Here is a 19,125-nt window from a genome sequence, read left to right on the forward strand (position 1 = left end):
CGTTGTTGCGTTTTTTCGATGGATGGACATACACCTTCAAAAACGCGCCTAGATTGCGATCCATCCTGAAAGACTGAGCATGCAAGGAGTTATTCAGAGGCTCCCTAGCTACAGGCTATCGGCTTCTTGCTGGCGATCAAGCCCGTTTTGAACTGTCGTGCTATACTTCGGCGCTGTTTTAGGGAGCCCGATTTGAGCCAGCCATCCACCCATTCCGATGCCGAAACCGCCCCCCGGCTTGTGCTGGAGCAGCTCAGCTGTGAGCGCGATGATCGGCTGTTGTTCAGTGGTTTGAGCCTGACCGCATCGGCCGGTGAAATCTGGCAGATCACCGGTGCCAACGGCGCTGGCAAAACCACGTTGTTACGCATTCTGGTAGGGCTGCACGGCTTCTACGAGGGCGTATGCCAGTGGTGGCAGCCTCAATGGCAACAGGAATTACTCTACCTGGGCCACCAGCCAGGAGTACGTGAAGAGCTCAACCCACTGGAAAATTTGCGTTACGCCTGCGCGCTGAGCGAGCAGGGGGGCGACCCCATGGCGGCGCTGGCAGCGGTGGGGCTGCAAGGTTTTGAAGACGTGCCGGCGGCGCACTTGTCCGCCGGGCAAAAACGCCGTATTGCCCTGGCGCGTCTGTGGTTGGAGCACAAGGCTGTGTGGGTGCTGGATGAGCCCTATACCGCCATCGATCAGGATGGCGTGGCGGCGCTGGACCAGCGGATCCAGCAGGCGGCTCAGGCTGGCGCGTTGGTGATCTACACCTCCCATCACCAGGTGGGCGATGGCGTGCGGCGGCTGCATCTGGCCCACGGGCAGGCAGAAGTGACGTCAGGGGGGCTGGCATGAGCGTGTTCCGTGCGGCCCTCTCCCGGGAGTTATTGGTGCTGTGGCGCAGCCCGGCAGAAATCATTAATCCGCTGTTTTTCTTTGTCATGGTGATCAGCCTGTTTCCGTTGGCCATATCGCCGAAACCGGAACTGCTGGCGCTGGTGGCCCCTGGCGTACTCTGGGTGGCAGCGCTGCTGGCGGTGATGCTGTCGCTGGATGGCCTGTTCCGGCGCGACCAGGAAAGTGGCGTGCTGGAATTGTTGCTCACCGCGCCGGTGATGGCGGTGGTGCCGGTGAGCGCCAAGCTGCTGGCGCACTGGCTGCTGACCGGTTTGCCGCTGGTGCTGATCTCCCCGGTGCTGGCGCATATGCTGCAGCTGCCCGATGCGGTGCTGGGCACGGTGATGCTGAGTTTGTTGCTGGGTACCCCGGCGCTGACCATCATCGGCGCCATCGGCGCGGCGCTCACCGTGGGCCTGAACCGGGGTGGTATTCTGTTGGCGGTGCTGGTGCTGCCGCTGTACATTCCGGTGCTGATTTTTGGCGCTGGAGCGGTGAGTGCCGCAGTCGACGGCGGTGCGGTGAATGGCATCCTGGCCATTCTTGGCGCCTTGCTGGCGCTGACGGTGAGCCTGGGGCCGCTGGCGGTGGCCGCTGGCCTGAAAATCAGTTCCGGGAATTAAACGCGTGGCTATCCGACGGGAAAGCGGGCGGTATTGAAAGTACGTAGGTGAAGGTAGGTGTCTGAATGGTTTGGCAAACGATAAAACGCTGGTACCACATGCTCGGTTCGCCGCGTTACTTCTATACGTTCAGTTCTGCGTTACTGCCGTGGCTGACGCCCATTGCGCTACTGGTGTTCACGGTGGGCATCGTTTGGGGGCTGGCGTTTGCCCCCAGTGATTATCAGCAGGGCAACAGCTACCGGATCATCTTCATCCATGTGCCTGCGTCCAGCGGTGCGCTGATGGGCTACATGGCCATGGGCGTGGCGGGCCTGGTGGCCGTGGTCTGGCGCATGAAAATGGCGGAAGTGATGATGAAGGCCATTGCCCCTTTCGGCGCGGCACTGGCGGCCATTTCCCTGGCCACTGGCGCGCTGTGGGGCAAGCCCACCTGGGGCACCTACTGGCAGTGGGATGCCCGCATGACCTCCATGCTGATTCTGTTGTTCATGTACGTGGGTGTGATTGCCCTGCAGAACGTGATCCGTGACCCGCGCCAGGCCGCCCGTGCCGCCGGTTTGTTGGCCATGGTGGGGGTGATCAATGTGATCATCGTGAAATATTCGGTGGAATGGGTGCAGACCCTGCACCAGGGCTCCACCCTGAAACTGGTGGGTGAATCCACCATCAACCCGGCCATGAAATACCCACTGCTGATCAGCATGTTGGGAACCTGGCTGCTGTATGCGGTCAATGTACTGGTGCGAGCCCGCACCGAAGTGGTGTGGCGCGAGCGGCGCAGCAAGTGGGTGCGCAAGCTGGTGAAGGGCGGGGGGCAATAGTATGTATTTCGATAGCCTTGCCGATTTCCTGGCCATGGGGAAACACGGTTTTTATGTCTGGAGCGCCTACGGAATCAGCGCGTTCCTGATTATTGCCAGCATGGTGCTGGCGATGCGCGGGCAGGGACAGGTGCGCCAAACGCTGGCGCGGCAGTGGCGACTTGAGGCCCTGGCCAAGGAGCAGGCTCAAGAAACGCAGCGCCGCCAGCAACACACTGAGCAAAAACCTGAGGTAGATGATGAATCCGGTACGTAAGCAGCGTCTTTTGGTGGTACTCGCCGTTCTGATCGGGCTGGGCATTGCCTGTGGCTTGATGTTTTATGCGCTGCGTCAGAACATCAACCTGTTCTACACCCCGCAGCAGATTGCTTCAGGGGAAGCGCCGCTGGATGCACAGATGCGCGTGGGCGGCCTGGTAGAGCCCGGCACGGTAATCCGCAACCCGGATACCCTGGACGTTACCTTCGGGCTCACCGATGGCAAGGGGCGCTTCACCGTGCATTATCAGGGCATCCTGCCGGACCTGTTCCGCGAAGGGCAGGGCATTGTGGCCAATGGCACGCTGGTGAGCCGAACTCGCTTTGAAGCCGAGGAAGTGCTGGCCAAGCATGATGAAACCTACATGCCACCGGAAGTGCAGGAGGCTCTGGAGAAGGCAGGGCATCCTGGTGCGAAGAAGGCAGGCGAATATAATTAATAATGAATAACGTCGCGTGATAGCGCGGTGTTTCCCTCCCGCAGAAGCCGCGTCCAAACCATGGACGCGGCTTCTGTGTTTAGAGGCCGGAGGAGCCGGTTCGCGTCGTTATTAATTATTCATTATTAACTATTAATTTTCCTTGCTCTCACCCTCCCACAAGCCCTAAATTCGCCACTATCGGCACCCCGTCGCGGTGCCCCCCTTTTTGTCAGGGCTTTTCATGAGTCAGGTCATCATTCTGGTAGACGATCCCGCCGACTGGGCCGCCTACTATCCCGCCCGCCATCTCCTGTCTGCCAAGGACTACCTGCAAGCGCAGCAGCCGGTCTGCACCGACAAGAAAGTGCAGGTAATCAACCTGTGCCGCAGCTATAAATACCTGAGCCCGGGTTATTACTGCTCGTTGCTGGCGGAAGCTCGGGGGCAGCGGGTGCTGCCGTCTGTACGCACGGTGAATGACCTGAGTCGCAAGGCGCTTTATGGCCTGCATTTTGGTCAGTTTGAAGCGGTCCTGGACAAGGCCATGAAACGCAAGGGCGGCAGTGGGGATCATTTCAGTCTGCTGTTGTTCTTCGGGCATACCGAGCAGGAAGGCCTGGCTGACCTGGGCCGACAGATTTTCGACCAGCTGCCGTGCCCGTTGTTGAAGGTGGATTTTCGCCGCCGAGAGCAGTGGGGCATCGAGGCGCTAAAACCGCTGACCCTGAAACAGCTGAAAGGGGCCGAGGAGGATGCGTTTGCCCGGGCGTTGGAGCAGTTCAATGCCCGAGTGTGGCGCAACCCGCGCCGGCGTCGTGGCGACCGCTACGAGCTGGCCATGCTGGTCAATGAGGAAGAGACGTTGCCGCCCAGCAACAAGACGGCCCTGAAGCGGTTTGTTCGTGCGGGCCGGCAATTGGGTATCAAGGTCGACCTGGTGGGTCGCGATGCCTATACGCGCCTTGGCGAATACGATGGCCTGTTTATCCGTGAGACCACCGCGCTGGATCACCACACCTACCAGTTTGCCCGCAAGGCGGAGCAGGAAGGCATGGTGGTGATCGACGATCCGGGCTCCATTCTGCGCTGCACCAACAAGATATATCTGGCGGAGTTGATGCACGCCAATAACGTTCCTGTGCCGCCAACCGCGTTTGTGTTCAGCGACGATGACGCCCAGATCGACCAGCTGGTTGAAGAACTGAAACTGCCCATGGTGCTGAAAATTCCGGATGGCAGTTTTTCCCGGGGGATCAGCAAGGTGGCCACCCGTGAAGCGCTGGCAGAGGCGTTGCGTGGTTACCTGAAACAGTCCTCCGTGGTGCTGGCGCAGGCGTTCATGTACACCGATTACGACTGGCGCATCGGGGTGCTGAACCATCGCCCGTTGTTTGCCTGTCAGTATTTCATGAGCAAGGGGCACTGGCAGATTTACCATCACCAGAGTGGCGGTAAAACCGAGACCGGCAACAGCCGAACCTTGCCGGTGCAGGAAGTGCCGCCCAGGGTGCTCAAAGCCGCCTTAAAGGCCGCCCGGTTAATGGGGAATGGCTTGTATGGGGTGGACCTGAAGCAATCCGGCGATGATGTGGTCGTCATCGAGGTGAACGACAATCCCAATATCGATGCCGGGGTGGAGGATGCCTGGCTGGGTGAAGACCTGTATCGGCAGGTGATGCTGGAATTCCTGCGACGTCTGGAGGCCAAGCGCATCGGCCTGCCGGTATAAAGGTGAGTGACGAGAAGCGGGCTACGAGTCGCGAAAAGCCCGTTCGGTTACCGGTTTTCGTTACTCGCCGTCCCTTTCCTGTTGAACACCCCGTGACATCCCCGGTTACCCACATGGATTGCCTTTGCGTCTTCCTTGCTGTCTGATCGGAAAAAAGCACAGGGATTCTGCATGCAACTGCTTGGTTTATTGCGGCGCGAGCTGCGTAGCGAATGCCGCCAGTGGGTGGCCGACGGGGATATCAGCGAAGACCAGGGTAACCGGATCCTGGCCCGCTATGGCACCCGGCTGGACGACGATGCTGACAGCTCGTTGGCCTACAAGGTGCTGGTCACCGTGGCGATGTTGTTCGTGGGTCTGGCGATACTGTTGTTGGTGTCCGCCAATTGGGAAGAGATTCCCCGTGCGGTGCGCATGCTGGGGCTGATCGCCACCACCATTACGCTGAACCTGATCGGCATCCGGGGTTATCTGAAGCAGGGGGAGGGCAGCGGCTGGTTGTTTCTGGGCGGGATCAGCTACGGCGCCTCCATCATGTTGATCGCACAGATTTATCACCTGGGCGAACACTTTCCCGATGGCCTGTTCTACTGGGCGTTGGGGGTAGCGCCCATGGCCTGGCTGGTACGCAGCCGGTTGTTGGCGCTGTTGATGTTGGCCGTGGCGTTTCTGTGGATGGGGGCGCAAGGTCAATACACGCCGCCCTGGGCCATGGTGCTGTTTCTGGGCGTGGCGGGTGCCATTGCCCTGCGGGCGCATTCCGGAGGCCTGTTGCTGGTTGTCATTGCGGTATTGGTGAGCTGGCTGAACCTGCTACTCGGTTGGGTGTACGGTGACGGCTGGGGGCCGGATTTTGAAGCCGGCCACCTGTCCCTGAATATGGGCTTGCTGGCGTTACTGTATGCATTCAGCCACTGGGCGGCGCAAAGCGAGGCTCATTATCTGCGACGCTCAGGCAGCCTGGTGGGGCTGTGGTCACTGCGTGGCTATTTACTGTTGCTGCTGATGTTCTCATTCAGGGAGTTTTCCGAAGGGTATCTGCATGAGCTGGTCGGGCTGGCCGATCCGGGGTTGTGGGCCGGGTTGCTGGCGGCGCTGTTGGCGTCTGTGTGGGTGGTCGTTCGTCGTTTGGGATCCAGTGGCCCCCGCCTGCTGGTGATGCTGTTGCCCTTTTTGTTGCTGGGTATTCATGCCTTTGGGGGTACTGAAATGGCGCGTGGGGATGCGGCATGGCTGTTTGTGGTGGCGGTGAATCTGCTGGCGCTGCTGTCTGCCATTGTGTTGATTCAGGAAGGTCTCAAGCGCGGGCTGACCCAATACTTCTATAGCGGCATTGTGTTGATACTGCTGCTGGCGTTGATGCGTTATCTGGATCTGTTCGGGGACTATCTGGGGGCGGCGGCCATGTTCCTGGTGGCCGCCGCGGTGCTATACGGCGCTGCCCGCTTCTGGCGGCGACAACACAGTCAGGAGGCGGCAGGCAAGGCCGTCGCCGCCGGGGAGGGGCAATCATGAAGCGCTGTCATGTGATGGGATTGATGGTGGCCCTTGGGTTACAGGTCGTGGTGATGGCCGGGGTGTTCCTCGGTGGGGTTTATCCATTGTGGGTCGGTGAGGAAATCCGCCTGGAAACCCGGCCGGTGGACCCGCGAGATCTGTTCCGCGGCAATTATGCCCGCCTGGGTTATGACTTCAGCACCGTGGAAGCGTCAGATTTGCGGCCGGGCGATGTGGTGTATTTGCCTCTGGAAAAACAGCCGAATGAAGCGCTGTGGCGCGGCGGTGAGCCCCAGGCTGCTGAGCCGGAAACCGGGTTGTACCTTCGGGGTCGCGTGGCCGGCCAGCCCTGGAGCGCAGGCAATACCGTGAAGTATGGCATTGAGGCGTTGTTCGCCCCCAAGGAAAAAGCACTGGCGCTGGAGAGACAGCTGCGCGATAGCGCGGTGGCGGTGGTACGTGTGGCACCTAACGGCAAAGCCGCGCTGGTGACAGTGGAGGCAAAGGCAATTAATAATTAATAACGCGCGATCCAGGTTTCCTGCTTTTGAAACGCAAGAGGCCGCTTCCATGGCTTGGGCGCGGCCTCTTGCGTTTCAGGTTTATACGCGCTTTCACGCGTCGTTATTAATTATTCACTATTAATTATTAATTGCTTCACCCCATGACTTTCTGGATAAAGCCGGATTCCTTCTCGATGGTTTGTGCGAAGGGCGCCAGGGCGTGCATGCGCTCAATGTGTGCAGCCAGGTTCGGGTAGCTGGCCGGGTCGATCACTTCGCCGCCATGGCGGAAGTTCACCATCTGGCTGGCTAGGGCAATATCGGCGATGGTCATGTTGTCGCCCACCAGGAACTCGCGGCCGTCCAGGGTCTTTTCCAGATAAGCGAATAGCGGCGGGATAGTGGTGGTCAGGGCATGCTGGACTTGTTCTTCATCGCATTCCTTGCCGAGCAGCCGCATCACCACGCGGTTACGGAACACCGCAAAGGTGCAGCGCATGGCAAGGTCGTAATCGATGAAACGCTCAAACCAGATGGTCTGGCCCATTTCCATGGCGTCGCTGGGGTAGAGCGCCGGTTGCGGGTGTGTCTTTTCCATCCAGGCACAAATGGCAGCGGAGTCAGCCAGGAACTGGCCATCCACTTCCAGCGCAGGAATCCGTTTCATGGGGCTGATCTTTTCATAGCCCTCCGGGGTGTTGTTAGGGTCAATGTGGACGGATTCGAATTCGATCCCTTTCAGTGCCAGAGCAACCCGGGTCTTGCGGACGAAAGGTGACAGGGCGGCCCCGTACAGCTTGATGGACATGTTTCTCTCCCGATAAGTGAATGTTTTTTCGCCAATTTGATGGAATCGGCAGGGTTATAGCGCGTCATTACTAGAGCAGCATGACTTTTTCGGGTCAATGATGGTCTGCGACAAAATTTTTCCTTGACGATTGCCCGGCAGATACCTATTCTACGCGCCGCTTTGACGTACCAAGTCAAGCCCGGGTCCCCTTCGTCTAGTGGCCCAGGACACCGCCCTTTCACGGCGGTAACAGGGGTTCGACTCCCCTAGGGGACGCCACTAATTCGCTAGTGATTAGCTGGCAGCAAGTTTAGCGGGAATAGCTCAGCTGGTAGAGCACGACCTTGCCAAGGTCGGGGTCGCGAGTTCGAATCTCGTTTCCCGCTCCAAACAAGAAAGGGACCCAATCGGGTCCCTTTTTTTTGTGCCGCTCTGCGGCTGCAACGCGCTTCACGCAACACGCATACACGTGACCCACACCTAATCCCCCTCTCATGGTTTGCTTTCGCTATGGCGCTCCGTACACTAAGGCCTGACCCAAAGTGAAGAGACTATGGCGCGCCTACACCCGCGATTGCTGGAAGCCCTTAACCTGTTACCGCAGGACAAACCCGTTCATTTGCTGACGCGGCACTCTGTGCGTGAACTGGCCAAGAACGGTTTTGCGGATTACCGCCTGCCCCTGACGCCGGAAGGCATCGATATGGCCCGGGAGTGGGGTAGCCAGTTGGCGCGTCCGGTGGATGCGTTCTTTTCCAGCCCGGTGGGGCGTTGTGTGAACACCGCCAAGGCCATGGCTGAAGGGGCCCGCAAGGCAGGGCTGCTTGAGACGATTCCCGAGATTACGACCGACACCACCCTGGTAGAGCCAGGCTGTTACGTGGAAGACCTGAACCAGGTTGGCCCCACGTTCCTGAAAATGGGGGCGTTCAAATTCCTTAATCAGCACTTGCAGCAACCCTTTGAGGGCATGCTGTCGCCGGCGGAAGGCCGCGCCAAGCTGGCGCGCTACCTGAGTGAGCGCGAACCGGCCCCGGGGCACCTGAATGTGCACGTGACCCACGACACCATTCTTGCCGTGCTGGTGGCCGAGCTTCACGGGCATCGGCGTATTACCGAGGATGACTGGCCCTGGATGATGGAAGGGCTGTGGCTGTGGTTCAGTGGCGGCCAGCTTCACTGGATATGGCGTGGTGATCACGGCCACCGTGCGTTGTAACCACATTTCTAAACCGATCTCTCCGTTTACCGACTTCTGACGAGGTGTGCCTTGTCCGCGCTGACAATTCGCAATTTGACCAAAACCTATGCCAATGGCGTGCAAGCGCTTAAAGGCATTGATCTGGAGGTGAAGAAGGGCGACTTTTTTGCCTTGCTGGGCCCCAACGGCGCTGGCAAATCCACCACCATTGGTGTGATTAGCTCGCTGGTGAACAAAACCGGCGGGGACGTCAGTATCTTCGGTTACTCTCTGGATACCCAGCGGTCCCTGGCCAAGAAGCAGATTGGTGTGGTGCCCCAGGAATTCAATTTCAATCAGTTCGAAAAAGTGTTCGATATTGTGGTGACCCAGGCCGGGTTTTACGGCATTCCGGCGCCTCTGGCCCGTGAGCGGGCAGAAAAATACCTGCGCCAACTGGGCCTGTGGGACAAACGCGACAAACAGTCGCGGACCTTGTCCGGGGGCATGAAGCGGCGCTTGATGATTGCCCGTGCCCTGGTTCATGAGCCGGAACTGCTGATTCTGGATGAGCCTACCGCTGGCGTGGATATCGAGCTGCGTCGCTCCATGTGGGATTTTCTTACCCGCCTGAATGAGCAAGGCAAAACCATCATTTTGACCACGCACTACCTGGAAGAAGCCGAGTCGCTGTGTCGGCATATCGCCATTATTGATCATGGCATGATCGCGGAAAATACGGACATGAAATCCCTGCTGGAACAGCTGCAGGTGGAGACCTTTGTTCTGGACCTGGCCCGGCCGGTGACCGAGGCTCCGCAGCTGGAAGGTTTTGAGGTATGGCTGCGCGATGCCAAGACCCTGGAAGTGGCGGTGCCGAAAAGCGAAAGCCTCAATACCCTGTTTGTGGAGCTGGCCCGACTCAATTTTGAGGTCATGAGCATGCGTAACAAGGCAAACCGGCTGGAAGAATTGTTTGTGCGGTTGGTCGAGCAAAATCTGCCAGGAGAGCAAGCCTCATGAGTGCACGCGAGCAATGGGTGGCGTTCCTGACCCTGGTGACCAAGGAAATTCGCCGTTTCACCCGTATCTGGCCGCAGACCCTGCTGCCACCGGCAATCACCATGACGTTGTATTTCGTGATTTTCGGCAACCTGATTGGCAGTCGTATCGGGGATATGGGCGGGTTCGATTACATGCAGTACATCGTGCCCGGGCTGATCATGATGAGCGTAATCCAGAACAGTTACGGCAACGTGGTGAGCTCATTCTTTTCCACCAAGTTCCAGCATTCCATTGAGGAAATGCTGGTCTCGCCGATGCCGTCCCATGTGATTCTCAATGGCTATGTGGTTGGCGGCATGGTGCGTGGCATGCTGGTGGGGCTGATTGTCAGCCTGCTCAGCCTGTTCTTTACTCACCTGTCCATGCAGCATGTCTTTATCACCATCACGGTGGTGGTGCTCACCGCAGCGTTGTTTGCATTGGGCGGTTTCATCAATGCCACCTTCGCCACCAAATTTGATGATATCGCCATCGTGCCCACGTTTATCCTGACGCCGCTGACGTATCTGGGCGGGGTGTTTTATTCCATTGATCTGCTGCCGGAGTTCTGGCGCACCGTGAGCCTGGCAAACCCCATCGTGTATATGGTGAACGCCTTCCGGTACGGGGTGCTGGGCGTGAGTGACGTGAATGTTTATGCCTCGCTGGGCGTCATTCTGGCGTTTGTGATCGCTTTCTACTTATTCGCGCTGTGGTTGCTGCATCGTGGTACCGGTATTCGGCACTAACGAAACCGGTTAAATCCGGCTATGATTAAAGTCAGTCCCATGGACGGGAGTGCCAAGAGGTTATCATGAGCTATCTGAAGGAAACGCCGCTGGGTCGCTCCAGCGAGTATGTTGACGAGTACATGCCTTCGCTGTTGTGTCCGGTGCCGCGCTGGGATGCCCGCGAGTCTCTGGAGCTGGAAGACACCACACTGCCGTTCCACGGTACCGATATCTGGAATGCGTACGAATTGTCCTGGCTCAACGAGAAGGGCAAGCCCCTGGTGGCCATGTGCGAGCTGCGTGTGCCCTGCACCACCCCCAATATTGTCGAGTCCAAGTCGCTCAAGCTGTACCTGAACTCGTTTGCCAATACCCGCTTTGAAAGCCGCGATGCAGTGCGTGCAGCCATCGAAAAAGATGTGGCTCACACCGTGGGTGGCGATATCGAGGTGCTGCTGTATTCGTTGCAAGAGTCTGCCGGTTTCCCCGTCTGGGAAGACCGTGGTGACTGTGTGGACAATATCGATCTGTCCTTTGAGCATTATGAGTACCGTCCTGATCTGTTGCTCTGCGATCAGGGCTCCGAGCAGACTGGCCAGCTCTATTCGCACTTGCTGCGCAGTCATTGTCCGGTCACCGATCAGCCAGACTGGGCTACCGTGGTGATCCGCTATACCGGCCGTGCCATCAGCCCGGCCAGCTTCTTGCGTTATGTGGTGTCACTGCGTAATCACCAGGGGTTTCACGAACAGATTATCGAACAGATCTTCGTGGATCTGATGGCCCAGTGTTCGCCCCGTCACCTGACCGTGTACGGCCGCTTTACTCGCCGGGGCGGCATTGATATCAACCCGTTCCGCTCCAACAGCGAACAACCCCTCCCCAACCGTCGCACCATTCGTCAGTAGCAAGGATGGTGGCGGGTTTTATTTTTCAACAAGGAGCCTTTGAATGAGCGAAGAAAATAACAGCAATGGTCTGGCGAAGCAGGAAGAGCGGAGCCTCGGTCTGGCATGCCACCTGTTGGCCTTTGTCGGTATGGTATTTCCGTTCGGCAATATTCTGGGGCCACTGGTGATCTGGCTGGTTAAAAAAGACGATAGTGCCTTCGTGGACGATCAGGGCAAGGAAGCGTTGAATTTCAATATCACTATTTCCATCGCAGGTTTTGTCGCCTTCCTGCTCACCTTCGTGGTTATTGGCGCCATCCTGCTGCCGATTATTGGTATCTTCTGGTTGGTGATGACCATCGTGGCTGCCGTAAAGGCCAATGGTGGAGAGCACTACCGTTATCCGCTGACGATTCGGTTGATCAAATAGCCTCCATCCTCATCGTAGGAGCGTCGCTTGCGGCGCGATAGATCAATAGTGACGAGTTGCGAGAAGCGAGTTCCGAAAATCCAAATCTGGACGTTGGGAAAGTCAGGTTTTCGCTTCTCGCTTCTCGCTTCTCGTCTCTCGTCTCTCGTCTCTCGGAATTGAGTTTGGTGATCGCGCCGCGAGCGACGCTCCTGCGCCGAGGTGAGTTGCTACGGCCCCAGCGGCCAGCCAAACCCGATCCACACGCCCAACAGCACCGACCACCCCAGCAGCAATGTCAGGCTGTAGGGCAGCATCAGGGCAATCAAGGTGCCGATGCCGGTGTCCGGTTGATAGCGCCTGGCGAAGCCCAGGACCAGCACGAAGTAGGGCATTAGCGGGGTGATGATATTGGTACTGGAATCGCCAACCCGGTAGGCCGCCTGGCTGGCTTCGGGGGAAATGCCCAGCAGCATCAGCATGGGAATGAAGACCGGGGCGAGAATGGACCATTTGGCTGAGGCGCTGCCGATCATCAGGTTGGTCAGCGCAGTGAGCATGACAAACAGCAATAGCAGAACCACTTTGGGCATGGTCAGTGCGCCAAGCCAGGCGGCGCCTTTCACTGCCAGTAGCAGGCCCAGCTGGCTGTAGTTAAACCAGGCCACGAACTGCGCTGCAAAGAACATCAGCACCAGATACCCGGCCATGGAGGCCATGGTGGTTTCCATGGCGGTAATAATGTCACCACTGCTGCGAAATTGCCCACTGACCCGGCCGTACACTGCTCCGCAGATCCCCGCAATCAATGCCACGATGACCACCAGGCCATGAATGAATGGCGAGCCCAGCACTCCGCCGGTCTCCGGGTGGCGCAGTGGCGCGTCACTTGGCAGTACCAGTAACGCCAGCCCGGCGAGCAGCACCACCAGGGTTAAACCCGTCCACCGCATGGCGCGGGGATGAGTATGTGGCACCTCCGGGGAGGCGGCCGTCGCTGCAGCGGAATGCATCAGCCGGGGTTCGGTCAGCTTCCTTGTGACCAGTGTCACCAGCCCGGTCACAAGAAAGGTGGAGGCGATGATGAACCAGTAATTGCCGGTGGCATCCACGGTGCGTTCCGGGGCAATAATATGCGCCGCTTCTGTGGACAGCCCGGCCAGGGTCGCGTCCACCGGCCCCACTAGCAGGTTGGCGCTGAAGCCGCCGGAAACGGCGGCAAAGGCGGTGGCGATACCGGCGATGGGAGAGCGTCCAGCCAGCTGGAATACCAGCCCGGCCAGGGGAATGAGTACCACATAGCCGGCGTCCACGGTCAGGCTGGAGAGCACGCCGGCAAACGCAACGGTGAACACCAGGGTGCTGCCGGAGGCGCGCCTTACCAGGCTGGCCAGGCTCACGGAAAGCAGGCCTGATTGTTCTGCCACCCCCAAGCCCAGCATGGCGACGAGCACCACGCCCAATGGAGCAAAGCTGGTGAAGTTGCCCACCAGGGTGGTGAACAGGTAGCGCAGGCCGTCACCGTCGAGCAGCGAGCGGGCGGTAATGGTGTCGTCGGTCAGGGGGTGGACGGCGGTGATATCCAGTGCGCCCAGCAATGCGGTAAGGGGAAGCAGCAGCAGGCACAGCCAGACAAACAGCAAGGTGGGGTGGGGCAGTCGGTTGCCCAGTTGCTCCAGCCGAGCCAGCCAGCCATGGGTGCGGGTCATGAAGGTTTCCCCTGAAAATGAACTCTCTACTTTAGCGACTGGGGGGAATCCCGGGCAAGTAACGGTAATAGGAGGGGCAGGATAACCTGATGCGATCGAAACCATCCGGCGGAGCCGGACGTGTTGCGGCCGCGAAAGCAGCATAAAAAAAGCCCCGCGTTTGCGGGGCTTTTCATGTTTGGCGGTGAGGGAGGGATTCGAACCCTCGATACCTTGCGGTATACACACTTTCCAGGCGTGCTCCTTCGGCCACTCGGACACCTCACCAGATTGTCGTCAACAGCGCACTGGGCAACTCTTGAGGGCGCGTAGAGTACCGGAGGGCGCGGCGGGAGGCAAGCGTCCCGCCGCCGGTTGCTCAGGGTTTGAGCAGTGACAACAAAGAGCAGGCTTGATCCACGGCCAGCCAGCTGACCAGGGCGACCTGCACCAGGAAGAAGCCAAAGCGAATCTGTACCAGCCAGTGATTGACGCCAACCAGATGGATCGTGCTCTGGGCCACACGGGCGGCAACGATCCAGGGCAGGAGGGTGTCACTCAGTGCAGTGTTGCCGAGCCACAATGCGGTGGCTACGACAACGATGAGAACGCCGAGCAATTCCAGTGTGTTCTGGTAAGCGCGATGCAGCCGGTTGAGCGGGCAGGCCGGGTTGTAGTGGTAGGGCGGAAACCCGTCCGCTTTGCTCTTGCCGCTCAACACGGCCAGGGAGCGGGCGGTGATCAGCAGGATAAGCAGAAACAGTGCCCAGCCCGCATACGCAAGCAAATAAAGGTGAGTGGTAAGAATGGTGATGTCAGCAGTCATGGCAATCCGATCCTCGCAAGATAAAGACCCTGATATTCGCAGACCTGTGTACCGTTGGCACTGGTACCCTGCGCCAAAATTGACAGTGTGGCTTTCCCGCGGCGTTGCAGCCGCTGCTCGAAGCGGTGGATGTCGTCGGCGCTGGCTGAGGCAGTGATATGCATGTCGCTGTCCAGCGGCAGCAGGTACTTCAGCCCGGTTTCAACGGCAACCACATCCGCTGTTGCCCCCGCTTGCCGGGCTAACAGGGTCGTCAGGCTCCAGCCCGCCAGGGTCAGCAGGGCCGACTGGCTGCCAGCGAAGAAGGTGCCTTTGTCGTTGTGGTTGGGTGCCAGTGGCGCGGTAAGGGTCAGCGACTGGCCATCGAAGGTCTCAAGCTGAAAATCCAGATGCCGGGTAAGCGGAATGGCATCGCGCACCTGTTCTGCCAACTTCGCCAGATCCATCATGGCAGTTCGCGGATGAAATCAGCGGGGCTGTCGTTGGGCAGGGATTTCAGGCTGCCCACGGGTTTGCCCAGGTACAGGTAGGCGACGACCTGATCCTTGGCCGCGAAGCCGAGCTTTTCCTTGGCCAGGGTGGAATTGGCCATGGCTCCGGTGCGCCACATGGCGCCAATACCCTGTTCGTAGGCGGCGAGCATCATGTTCTGCACTGACGCACCCACCGCCAGCACCTGTTCCCAGACCGGAATCTTGTGGCCTTCGGTCACTTCGGCCACGGCGACGATAATGGTAGGGGCACGCAGGGCCTTGTTGCGGGCGATGTCCCGGGCGCGGTTATCGGCGTCGGGTTGTTCCTCAAGCAGGTGGGCGACCATGATGTCGCCCAGGCGCTCGCGCTGGCGGCCCTGTAGAACGATGAAGCGCCAGGGGCGCAGCAGGCCATGATCCGGGGCGCGGATGGCGGCACGCAGCAACATGTCCAGTTGCTCATCGCTGGGGCCGGGGGCTTCCAGGCGCGGGGCGGATACACGGGTGGTCAGGGCGGTGAGGGTGTCCATTCAGGGCTCCTATTACAACGGCGCCATGGTAGCCCGAATTGCAGATGAGTCCCAGTTGCAGGGTGTGCCGGTTTTCCGGTGGCAGGGAATAGCAGACCTTTAGTCATCCCAGTCTTTTTTCTTAGAAGGGAAACCGCTAAGCTTCGCAGAAATCGCGTGAAACCGTTCACATGACCTCCATGACGAAAAAGAAAGCTCGCCGCCCCCAGCTGGGCCCCATGGAGCGGGCGCGCCGTCAGGCAAACTACATCCGGCTATTGGCTTTTCTGGTGGCCGCCATGATTCTGATGGCGGGCCTGAAGCTGAACCTGTTCCCCGAGCTGTACATGCTGGGGGTGGCCGGGCTGCTCATCTATCCCATGTCCGCCCAGGGGTTGTTGTTCCTGTTCGACAAGCAGGACCGGCCCACCAAAACCGTTCACCAGTTGTTAATGCAGGCTGATGCCATGGTGATTGGGCTGGTCTGTGCCTTGCTGCACTTTGCGCTGGTGCCGGCCATGGTGTTGTTGATTATTGTGCATGCCAACTCCGTCAGCAGTGGTGGTCTCAAGCCCTGGTTGCTGAATGTGTTGATGACCGGGGTCGGCGCCCTGCTGATGGGCTGGATGCTGGGCTTTCAGGTGCTGTCGCCGGAACAGACGCCGGTGTTGTTGTCGGTTATTTCCATGCTTGGCCTGGGTATCTATGTGGGCGCCTCCTCCGCGTTTGCCCACCTGCAGGCCCGTTACCTGAAGCAGGCACAGGAGTTGGTGGGACGCCAGCAGAAGCAGGCGGTGGATATGTCCCGCAAGCTGGCCAAGTACCTGCCGCCCCAGGTATGGGGATCGATTTTTTCCGGCAAACGTGACGCCAAGCTGGAAACCCGACGCAAGCGCCTGACCGTGTTCTTTTCCGACATCAAGGGATTCAGTGCCATCTCCGAAGAGCTGCCGCTGACCACGCTTACCAAAATGCTCAACACCTACCTGAGCGAGATGACGCGTATTGCCCTGCGTCACGGTGGCACCATCGATAAATTCATTGGTGACGCGGTCATGATCTTTTTTGGCGATCCGAAAAGCGAAGGCGCCCAGGAAGATGCGTATCGGTGTGTATTGATGGCCATCGAGATGCAGGAACAAATGAAGCTGCTGCGCCAGCGCTGGCAGCGCGAAGGCATCGACCACAAGCTGGAAATCCGTATTGGCATCAATACCGGTTACGCCACGGTGGGCAACTTTGGTACCGATTCGCGCATGGATTACACCATTCTGGGCACGGATGTGAACCTGGCCAGCCGCCTGGAATCGGCCTGCCGGCCAGGTGGCGTGTTGATCTCGGAGGAGACCCAGGCGCTGGTGAATAACCGGATTCAGTGCCGCAGCATGGGCGACATTCAGGTGAAGGGGTTTAACCGGCCGATACCGGTGTTCGAGGCGTTGGGTGCCAAACGGGATGCGGGGGCAAAGAACCGTTATGTGTCTGCGCAAACCGATGGGTTTGGCATCCACATCGATCTGGAGCGCATCCGTAATTTCGACAAGAACACGATTTTACGCACCCTGGCCCGTTCCGCCACGGACCTGAAACAGGACAAAACGGTGGCCGTGGACTATGAAGCGGAAGGCTTCAGTCTGCACGTGCAGAGCGACATCATGAGAAAACGTGACCGTGAAAAAGTCATCGAGATGATGGGTCGCGCTGCGAAAAAAGTGCAGACCGAGGTGAGAGTTTAATCCGCTACACGCTACGGAACATAGACAGGAAAACCTGAAAACTTCTTTCCCTGGGATGACGCTAGCGCAGAAAGATCGGGGTGTTCGAGCTTGGCAGGTTTCATGAAACGTTGCGGGTAGGCTCGGATTTTTGTCGCCTTGCTACGCTCGGTTCGCCCCTCAAGTTGGGCTCCTACAGTAGCGCCAGCGAAGGAGCGCAGGTGTCGGCTCCCGGTTTCCTTTTCAGCTTTTTCACTTTGCACTTTCGATGTATCGCGGACAGCCCCGTAGGTCGGCTTAGGCGTAGCCGTAAGCCGACATTCAGAGGCTCCCTAATTCAACGGGAACGCTGTCCAGTTGTCTGCCCACGTCTGCGCGCTGCCCGGGCGCATGGCACCGAGATAATCCGCTGCTTCATCCCAGAACTCTCCCTGCGGAATCGCCGTGGCGCCATTGCGTGCAGGAGAGCGTGAGGTGGGGGCAAAATCCGGGTGGGACGTGCTGGTCGCATCACGGGTCAGCAGCGGGTCGGTGCCAAACTGGGCGCCCACGGTACGGCTCTGGAAATAACGGCGCTCGTCAAAACCGTTGTCGTCATCATTGTCCATGCTTTCTGCGTCGAAGAACGTCAGGCCCCGGTTGCCGACCTTATGAACCATCATGCTGTTGAACGTGAGCTCGCCTTCCTGAATCCGGCGCACGGTCTCGCCGCCTTTCAGGTCGATGGTTTCCCCGGAGAAGCCGTCAATAATCATGTTATTGAAATGCCCGCCGGTGCCCACTTTGAGGGTCATCGCACGGTGGTATTTTTCATGGCTGCGCGGGCTGATCAGGGTCACGTTATACATGACCGGGGCGGAAATGGGCGTGGCATCCGGATTCGCCTTGAGGTTATCGCCTTCAAAGGCATTGTCGCCCACATTGGCATGCTGCTGCGCCACCAGAAACTGCACCCGGCCACGCCAGCCCATATCCCAGTCCAGTGAATCATCCGCGGCGCCGGTAATAATGATGTGCTTGAGGTCCACTGTGCCACCGAACACTTCGATACCATCGTCCAGCGCGCGATGGACCTGCACATTGCGAACAATGGTGCTGCTGCCGCAGCCACCCAGGGTCAGGCCATTCAATTCATTGTTGGCGTAGACCTCGAAGCCGGCGAACTCCACGCGAGTGTATTCCATCACACCGCAGGAACTGTCCGCATCGCTGCCGCCAAAGGCTCCCCGGGTATCGCCGTCGGGAATGCCTTCAATATGCGCGTTGGCCACGTTCACCGGCGCGCTGCCGAGCATGACTACACCGCCCCAGTCACCGGCGGTACGGGTGCCTTCCGGTTGGGTGCTGGTGAATACGATGGGTGCGTTTTCCTGACCACGGGAAAACAGGGTGGCGTCCCGGGTAATCACCAGGGCGGAGCCGGGTTTGCCTTCAATGCGTGTGCCCGGCTCGATGGTCAGGCTGCCGCCCGCTTCCACATAGACAATGCCATCCAGTACCCAGGTGGTGCCGGCATGCCAGGTGTTCTGCCCGAACAGGGAGCCTTTTATGGTTTGCTGTCCGGCGATCATTTGCCGTACCGGGTTATAGGCGAAGTACCCCGTTATACACAGCACCACGAGGGCAAGGGCCAGCCAGGCATACATGCCTGACGGTTTGCCGGTGGTTGTCTGTCGGCGGCCCAGGGTTTCCGCGATATCCGGGTTGGTCAGTGTGGTCGGCAGGCTGGCGGAAGGGCGTTTGTGGAGCAACACGCCGTCCCGATTGGCTTCCTGCAGCTTCAGCCCCAATGCCCGGATTTTTCGGTTGTCACTTTGAATGGCGCGGGTAATGATTTCCGCTCGGTAGACCGGGTCGTTCAGCAGCGTGTTGAAATGAACAAACCGCAAGCTGCTGTCATTTTCCTGATCAAAATTCTGTTTAAGCTGCCACAGCAACTCGACCAATTGTGCACGCGGTGATGAAACTGCATCGACCATACATCCCCCCAAACGGATATCACGCAATCACCAGAAGGGGGGCAGTGTGTAAAATAAATATGACAGTAGGGTGAAACAAGCGACGAGTTGCGAGCTACAGCATGATAGATAGTAAAGGCTGGAAACGTGCTCCAGCTTTCGGGTTTT

General features: G+C 58.7%; 20 protein-coding genes and 3 tRNA genes. 16 read left to right on the forward strand and 7 right to left on the reverse strand.

All coding sequences use genetic code 11. The annotated features are described in order from the left end of the window. Window positions 1-192 precede the first annotated feature (192 nt). The 8 genes from ccmA to ADG881_RS16385 all read left to right on the forward strand — a co-directional run bounded on the left by ccmA (window position 193) and on the right by ADG881_RS16385 (window position 6,762). Window positions 193-846 carry a cytochrome c biogenesis heme-transporting ATPase CcmA gene (gene ccmA, locus ADG881_RS16350; RefSeq protein WP_083787493.1) on the forward strand — a complete coding sequence of 218 codons (654 nt, stop codon included), beginning with the start codon at window positions 193-195 and terminating at the stop codon, window positions 844-846. Further along, complete coding sequence (ccmB, locus tag ADG881_RS16355) at window positions 843-1,511, forward strand: heme exporter protein CcmB (RefSeq protein WP_007151004.1); 669 nt, start codon at window positions 843-845, stop codon at window positions 1,509-1,511. Before ccmA ends, ccmB begins: the two co-directional genes overlap by 4 nt. 65 nt (window positions 1,512-1,576) lie before the next feature. Then, window positions 1,577-2,335, forward strand: coding sequence for a heme ABC transporter permease CcmC (gene ccmC, locus ADG881_RS16360; RefSeq protein ID WP_007148604.1), 759 nt, complete (start codon window positions 1,577-1,579; stop codon window positions 2,333-2,335). 1 nt (window position 2,336) lies between these two features. Next, entirely contained in the window at window positions 2,337-2,591 is a 255-nt protein-coding gene (ccmD, locus tag ADG881_RS16365) for a heme exporter protein CcmD (protein ID WP_007148908.1), read from the forward strand. Continuing rightward, the gene (gene ccmE, locus ADG881_RS16370) at window positions 2,575-3,033 is read left to right on the forward strand and encodes a cytochrome c maturation protein CcmE (RefSeq protein ID WP_039926991.1); all 459 of its coding nucleotides are present in this window, start codon (window positions 2,575-2,577) and stop codon (window positions 3,031-3,033) included. Before ccmD ends, ccmE begins: the two co-directional genes overlap by 17 nt. A gap of 223 nt (window positions 3,034-3,256) precedes the next feature. Next, on the forward strand, window positions 3,257-4,744 hold the full coding sequence (locus tag ADG881_RS16375; RefSeq protein WP_007149327.1) for a RimK family alpha-L-glutamate ligase: 1,488 nt from the start codon (window positions 3,257-3,259) through the stop codon (window positions 4,742-4,744). Window positions 4,745-4,915: 171 nt separating this feature from the next. Beyond that, window positions 4,916-6,259, forward strand: a complete 1,344-nt coding sequence (locus ADG881_RS16380) for a DUF2157 domain-containing protein (protein WP_007148903.1) — start codon at window positions 4,916-4,918, stop codon at window positions 6,257-6,259. Further along, the gene (locus ADG881_RS16385) at window positions 6,256-6,762 is read left to right on the forward strand and encodes a GDYXXLXY domain-containing protein (protein ID WP_007151062.1); all 507 of its coding nucleotides are present in this window, start codon (window positions 6,256-6,258) and stop codon (window positions 6,760-6,762) included. The genes ADG881_RS16380 and ADG881_RS16385 overlap by 4 nt, the downstream gene beginning before the upstream one ends. Window positions 6,763-6,898: 136 nt before the next feature. Here the strand turns inward: ADG881_RS16385 and ADG881_RS16390 are convergent, their stop codons facing one another. Beyond that, window positions 6,899-7,552, reverse strand: coding sequence for a glutathione S-transferase family protein (locus ADG881_RS16390; protein ID WP_007151352.1), 654 nt, complete (start codon window positions 7,550-7,552; stop codon window positions 6,899-6,901). A 185-nt stretch (window positions 7,553-7,737) separates the two neighbouring features. Between ADG881_RS16390 and ADG881_RS16395 the strand changes: the two genes are divergently transcribed. The 7 genes from ADG881_RS16395 to ADG881_RS16425 all read left to right on the forward strand — a co-directional run bounded on the left by ADG881_RS16395 (window position 7,738) and on the right by ADG881_RS16425 (window position 11,809). Next, window positions 7,738-7,813, forward strand: a tRNA-Glu gene (locus tag ADG881_RS16395). A 34-nt stretch (window positions 7,814-7,847) separates the two neighbouring features. Further along, window positions 7,848-7,923: transfer RNA gene (locus ADG881_RS16400), tRNA-Gly, on the forward strand. Between the two features lie 164 nt (window positions 7,924-8,087). Continuing rightward, the gene (locus tag ADG881_RS16405; RefSeq protein WP_007148373.1) at window positions 8,088-8,753 is read left to right on the forward strand and encodes a histidine phosphatase family protein; all 666 of its coding nucleotides are present in this window, start codon (window positions 8,088-8,090) and stop codon (window positions 8,751-8,753) included. A 51-nt stretch (window positions 8,754-8,804) separates the two neighbouring features. Then, window positions 8,805-9,737 (forward strand): ABC transporter ATP-binding protein, encoded by a 933-nt coding sequence (locus tag ADG881_RS16410; RefSeq protein ID WP_007150517.1) that lies wholly within the window; start codon window positions 8,805-8,807, stop codon window positions 9,735-9,737. Beyond that, window positions 9,734-10,507 carry an ABC transporter permease gene (locus ADG881_RS16415; protein ID WP_007150736.1) on the forward strand — a complete coding sequence of 258 codons (774 nt, stop codon included), beginning with the start codon at window positions 9,734-9,736 and terminating at the stop codon, window positions 10,505-10,507. The genes ADG881_RS16410 and ADG881_RS16415 overlap by 4 nt, the downstream gene beginning before the upstream one ends. A gap of 65 nt (window positions 10,508-10,572) precedes the next feature. Continuing rightward, window positions 10,573-11,397 carry an NADPH-dependent 7-cyano-7-deazaguanine reductase QueF gene (gene queF / locus ADG881_RS16420; protein ID WP_007151626.1) on the forward strand — a complete coding sequence of 275 codons (825 nt, stop codon included), beginning with the start codon at window positions 10,573-10,575 and terminating at the stop codon, window positions 11,395-11,397. 43 nt (window positions 11,398-11,440) lie between these two features. Further along, complete coding sequence (locus ADG881_RS16425) at window positions 11,441-11,809, forward strand: DUF4870 domain-containing protein (protein WP_007149348.1); 369 nt, start codon at window positions 11,441-11,443, stop codon at window positions 11,807-11,809. Between the two features lie 209 nt (window positions 11,810-12,018). On the opposite strand, the gene ADG881_RS16430 is transcribed toward ADG881_RS16425, so the two are convergent. The 5 genes from ADG881_RS16430 to ADG881_RS16450 form a co-directional block, all read right to left on the reverse strand. Continuing rightward, complete coding sequence (locus tag ADG881_RS16430; RefSeq protein WP_007149026.1) at window positions 12,019-13,497, reverse strand: AbgT family transporter; 1,479 nt, start codon at window positions 13,495-13,497, stop codon at window positions 12,019-12,021. Between the two features lie 179 nt (window positions 13,498-13,676). Beyond that, window positions 13,677-13,764: transfer RNA gene (locus ADG881_RS16435), tRNA-Ser, on the reverse strand. Between the two features lie 91 nt (window positions 13,765-13,855). Then, complete coding sequence (locus tag ADG881_RS16440) at window positions 13,856-14,302, reverse strand: MAPEG family protein (RefSeq protein WP_007149698.1); 447 nt, start codon at window positions 14,300-14,302, stop codon at window positions 13,856-13,858. After that, window positions 14,299-14,751 carry a YiiD C-terminal domain-containing protein gene (locus ADG881_RS16445; protein WP_039926997.1) on the reverse strand — a complete coding sequence of 151 codons (453 nt, stop codon included), beginning with the start codon at window positions 14,749-14,751 and terminating at the stop codon, window positions 14,299-14,301. Before ADG881_RS16445 ends, ADG881_RS16440 begins: the two co-directional genes overlap by 4 nt. After that, complete coding sequence (locus ADG881_RS16450) at window positions 14,748-15,305, reverse strand: nitroreductase (protein ID WP_007149120.1); 558 nt, start codon at window positions 15,303-15,305, stop codon at window positions 14,748-14,750. Before ADG881_RS16450 ends, ADG881_RS16445 begins: the two co-directional genes overlap by 4 nt. Window positions 15,306-15,484: 179 nt before the next feature. On the opposite strand from ADG881_RS16450, the gene ADG881_RS16455 reads away from it, so the two are divergent. Beyond that, window positions 15,485-17,020 carry an adenylate/guanylate cyclase domain-containing protein gene (locus ADG881_RS16455; RefSeq protein WP_232211742.1) on the forward strand — a complete coding sequence of 512 codons (1,536 nt, stop codon included), beginning with the start codon at window positions 15,485-15,487 and terminating at the stop codon, window positions 17,018-17,020. Window positions 17,021-17,331: 311 nt separating this feature from the next. Here the strand turns inward: ADG881_RS16455 and ADG881_RS16460 are convergent, their stop codons facing one another. Next, window positions 17,332-18,978, reverse strand: a complete 1,647-nt coding sequence (locus ADG881_RS16460) for a hypothetical protein (RefSeq protein ID WP_007150423.1) — start codon at window positions 18,976-18,978, stop codon at window positions 17,332-17,334. Window positions 18,979-19,125 lie beyond the last annotated feature (147 nt).

The organism is Alcanivorax sp. DG881 (assembly GCF_000155615.1).
In the GTDB taxonomy this organism is placed as follows: Bacteria; Pseudomonadota; Gammaproteobacteria; order Pseudomonadales; family Alcanivoracaceae; genus Alcanivorax.

Excerpts from the sequence above, each read along its gene's own strand:
- ccmE (WP_039926991.1), top strand. The coding sequence starts at position 2,575 with ATGAATCCGGTACGTAAGCAGCGTCTTTTGGTGGTACTCGCCGTTCTG.
- ADG881_RS16390 (WP_007151352.1), bottom strand. The coding sequence starts at position 7,552 with ATGTCCATCAAGCTGTACGGGGCCGCCCTGTCACCTTTCGTCCGCAAG.
- ADG881_RS16405 (WP_007148373.1), top strand. The coding sequence starts at position 8,088 with ATGGCGCGCCTACACCCGCGATTGCTGGAAGCCCTTAACCTGTTACCG.
- ccmD (WP_007148908.1), top strand. The coding sequence starts at position 2,337 with ATGTATTTCGATAGCCTTGCCGATTTCCTGGCCATGGGGAAACACGGT.
- ADG881_RS16375 (WP_007149327.1), top strand. The coding sequence starts at position 3,257 with ATGAGTCAGGTCATCATTCTGGTAGACGATCCCGCCGACTGGGCCGCC.
- ccmC (WP_007148604.1), top strand. The coding sequence starts at position 1,577 with ATGGTTTGGCAAACGATAAAACGCTGGTACCACATGCTCGGTTCGCCG.
- ADG881_RS16425 (WP_007149348.1), top strand. The coding sequence starts at position 11,441 with ATGAGCGAAGAAAATAACAGCAATGGTCTGGCGAAGCAGGAAGAGCGG.
- ADG881_RS16450 (WP_007149120.1), bottom strand. The coding sequence starts at position 15,305 with ATGGACACCCTCACCGCCCTGACCACCCGTGTATCCGCCCCGCGCCTG.
- ADG881_RS16460 (WP_007150423.1), bottom strand. The coding sequence starts at position 18,978 with ATGGTCGATGCAGTTTCATCACCGCGTGCACAATTGGTCGAGTTGCTG.
- ADG881_RS16430 (WP_007149026.1), bottom strand. The coding sequence starts at position 13,497 with ATGACCCGCACCCATGGCTGGCTGGCTCGGCTGGAGCAACTGGGCAAC.
- ADG881_RS16445 (WP_039926997.1), bottom strand. The coding sequence starts at position 14,751 with ATGATGGATCTGGCGAAGTTGGCAGAACAGGTGCGCGATGCCATTCCG.
- queF (WP_007151626.1), top strand. The coding sequence starts at position 10,573 with ATGAGCTATCTGAAGGAAACGCCGCTGGGTCGCTCCAGCGAGTATGTT.
- ADG881_RS16455 (WP_232211742.1), top strand. The coding sequence starts at position 15,485 with ATGACGAAAAAGAAAGCTCGCCGCCCCCAGCTGGGCCCCATGGAGCGG.
- ADG881_RS16440 (WP_007149698.1), bottom strand. The coding sequence starts at position 14,302 with ATGACTGCTGACATCACCATTCTTACCACTCACCTTTATTTGCTTGCG.
- ADG881_RS16415 (WP_007150736.1), top strand. The coding sequence starts at position 9,734 with ATGAGTGCACGCGAGCAATGGGTGGCGTTCCTGACCCTGGTGACCAAG.
- ADG881_RS16380 (WP_007148903.1), top strand. The coding sequence starts at position 4,916 with ATGCAACTGCTTGGTTTATTGCGGCGCGAGCTGCGTAGCGAATGCCGC.
- ADG881_RS16385 (WP_007151062.1), top strand. The coding sequence starts at position 6,256 with ATGAAGCGCTGTCATGTGATGGGATTGATGGTGGCCCTTGGGTTACAG.
- ccmB (WP_007151004.1), top strand. The coding sequence starts at position 843 with ATGAGCGTGTTCCGTGCGGCCCTCTCCCGGGAGTTATTGGTGCTGTGG.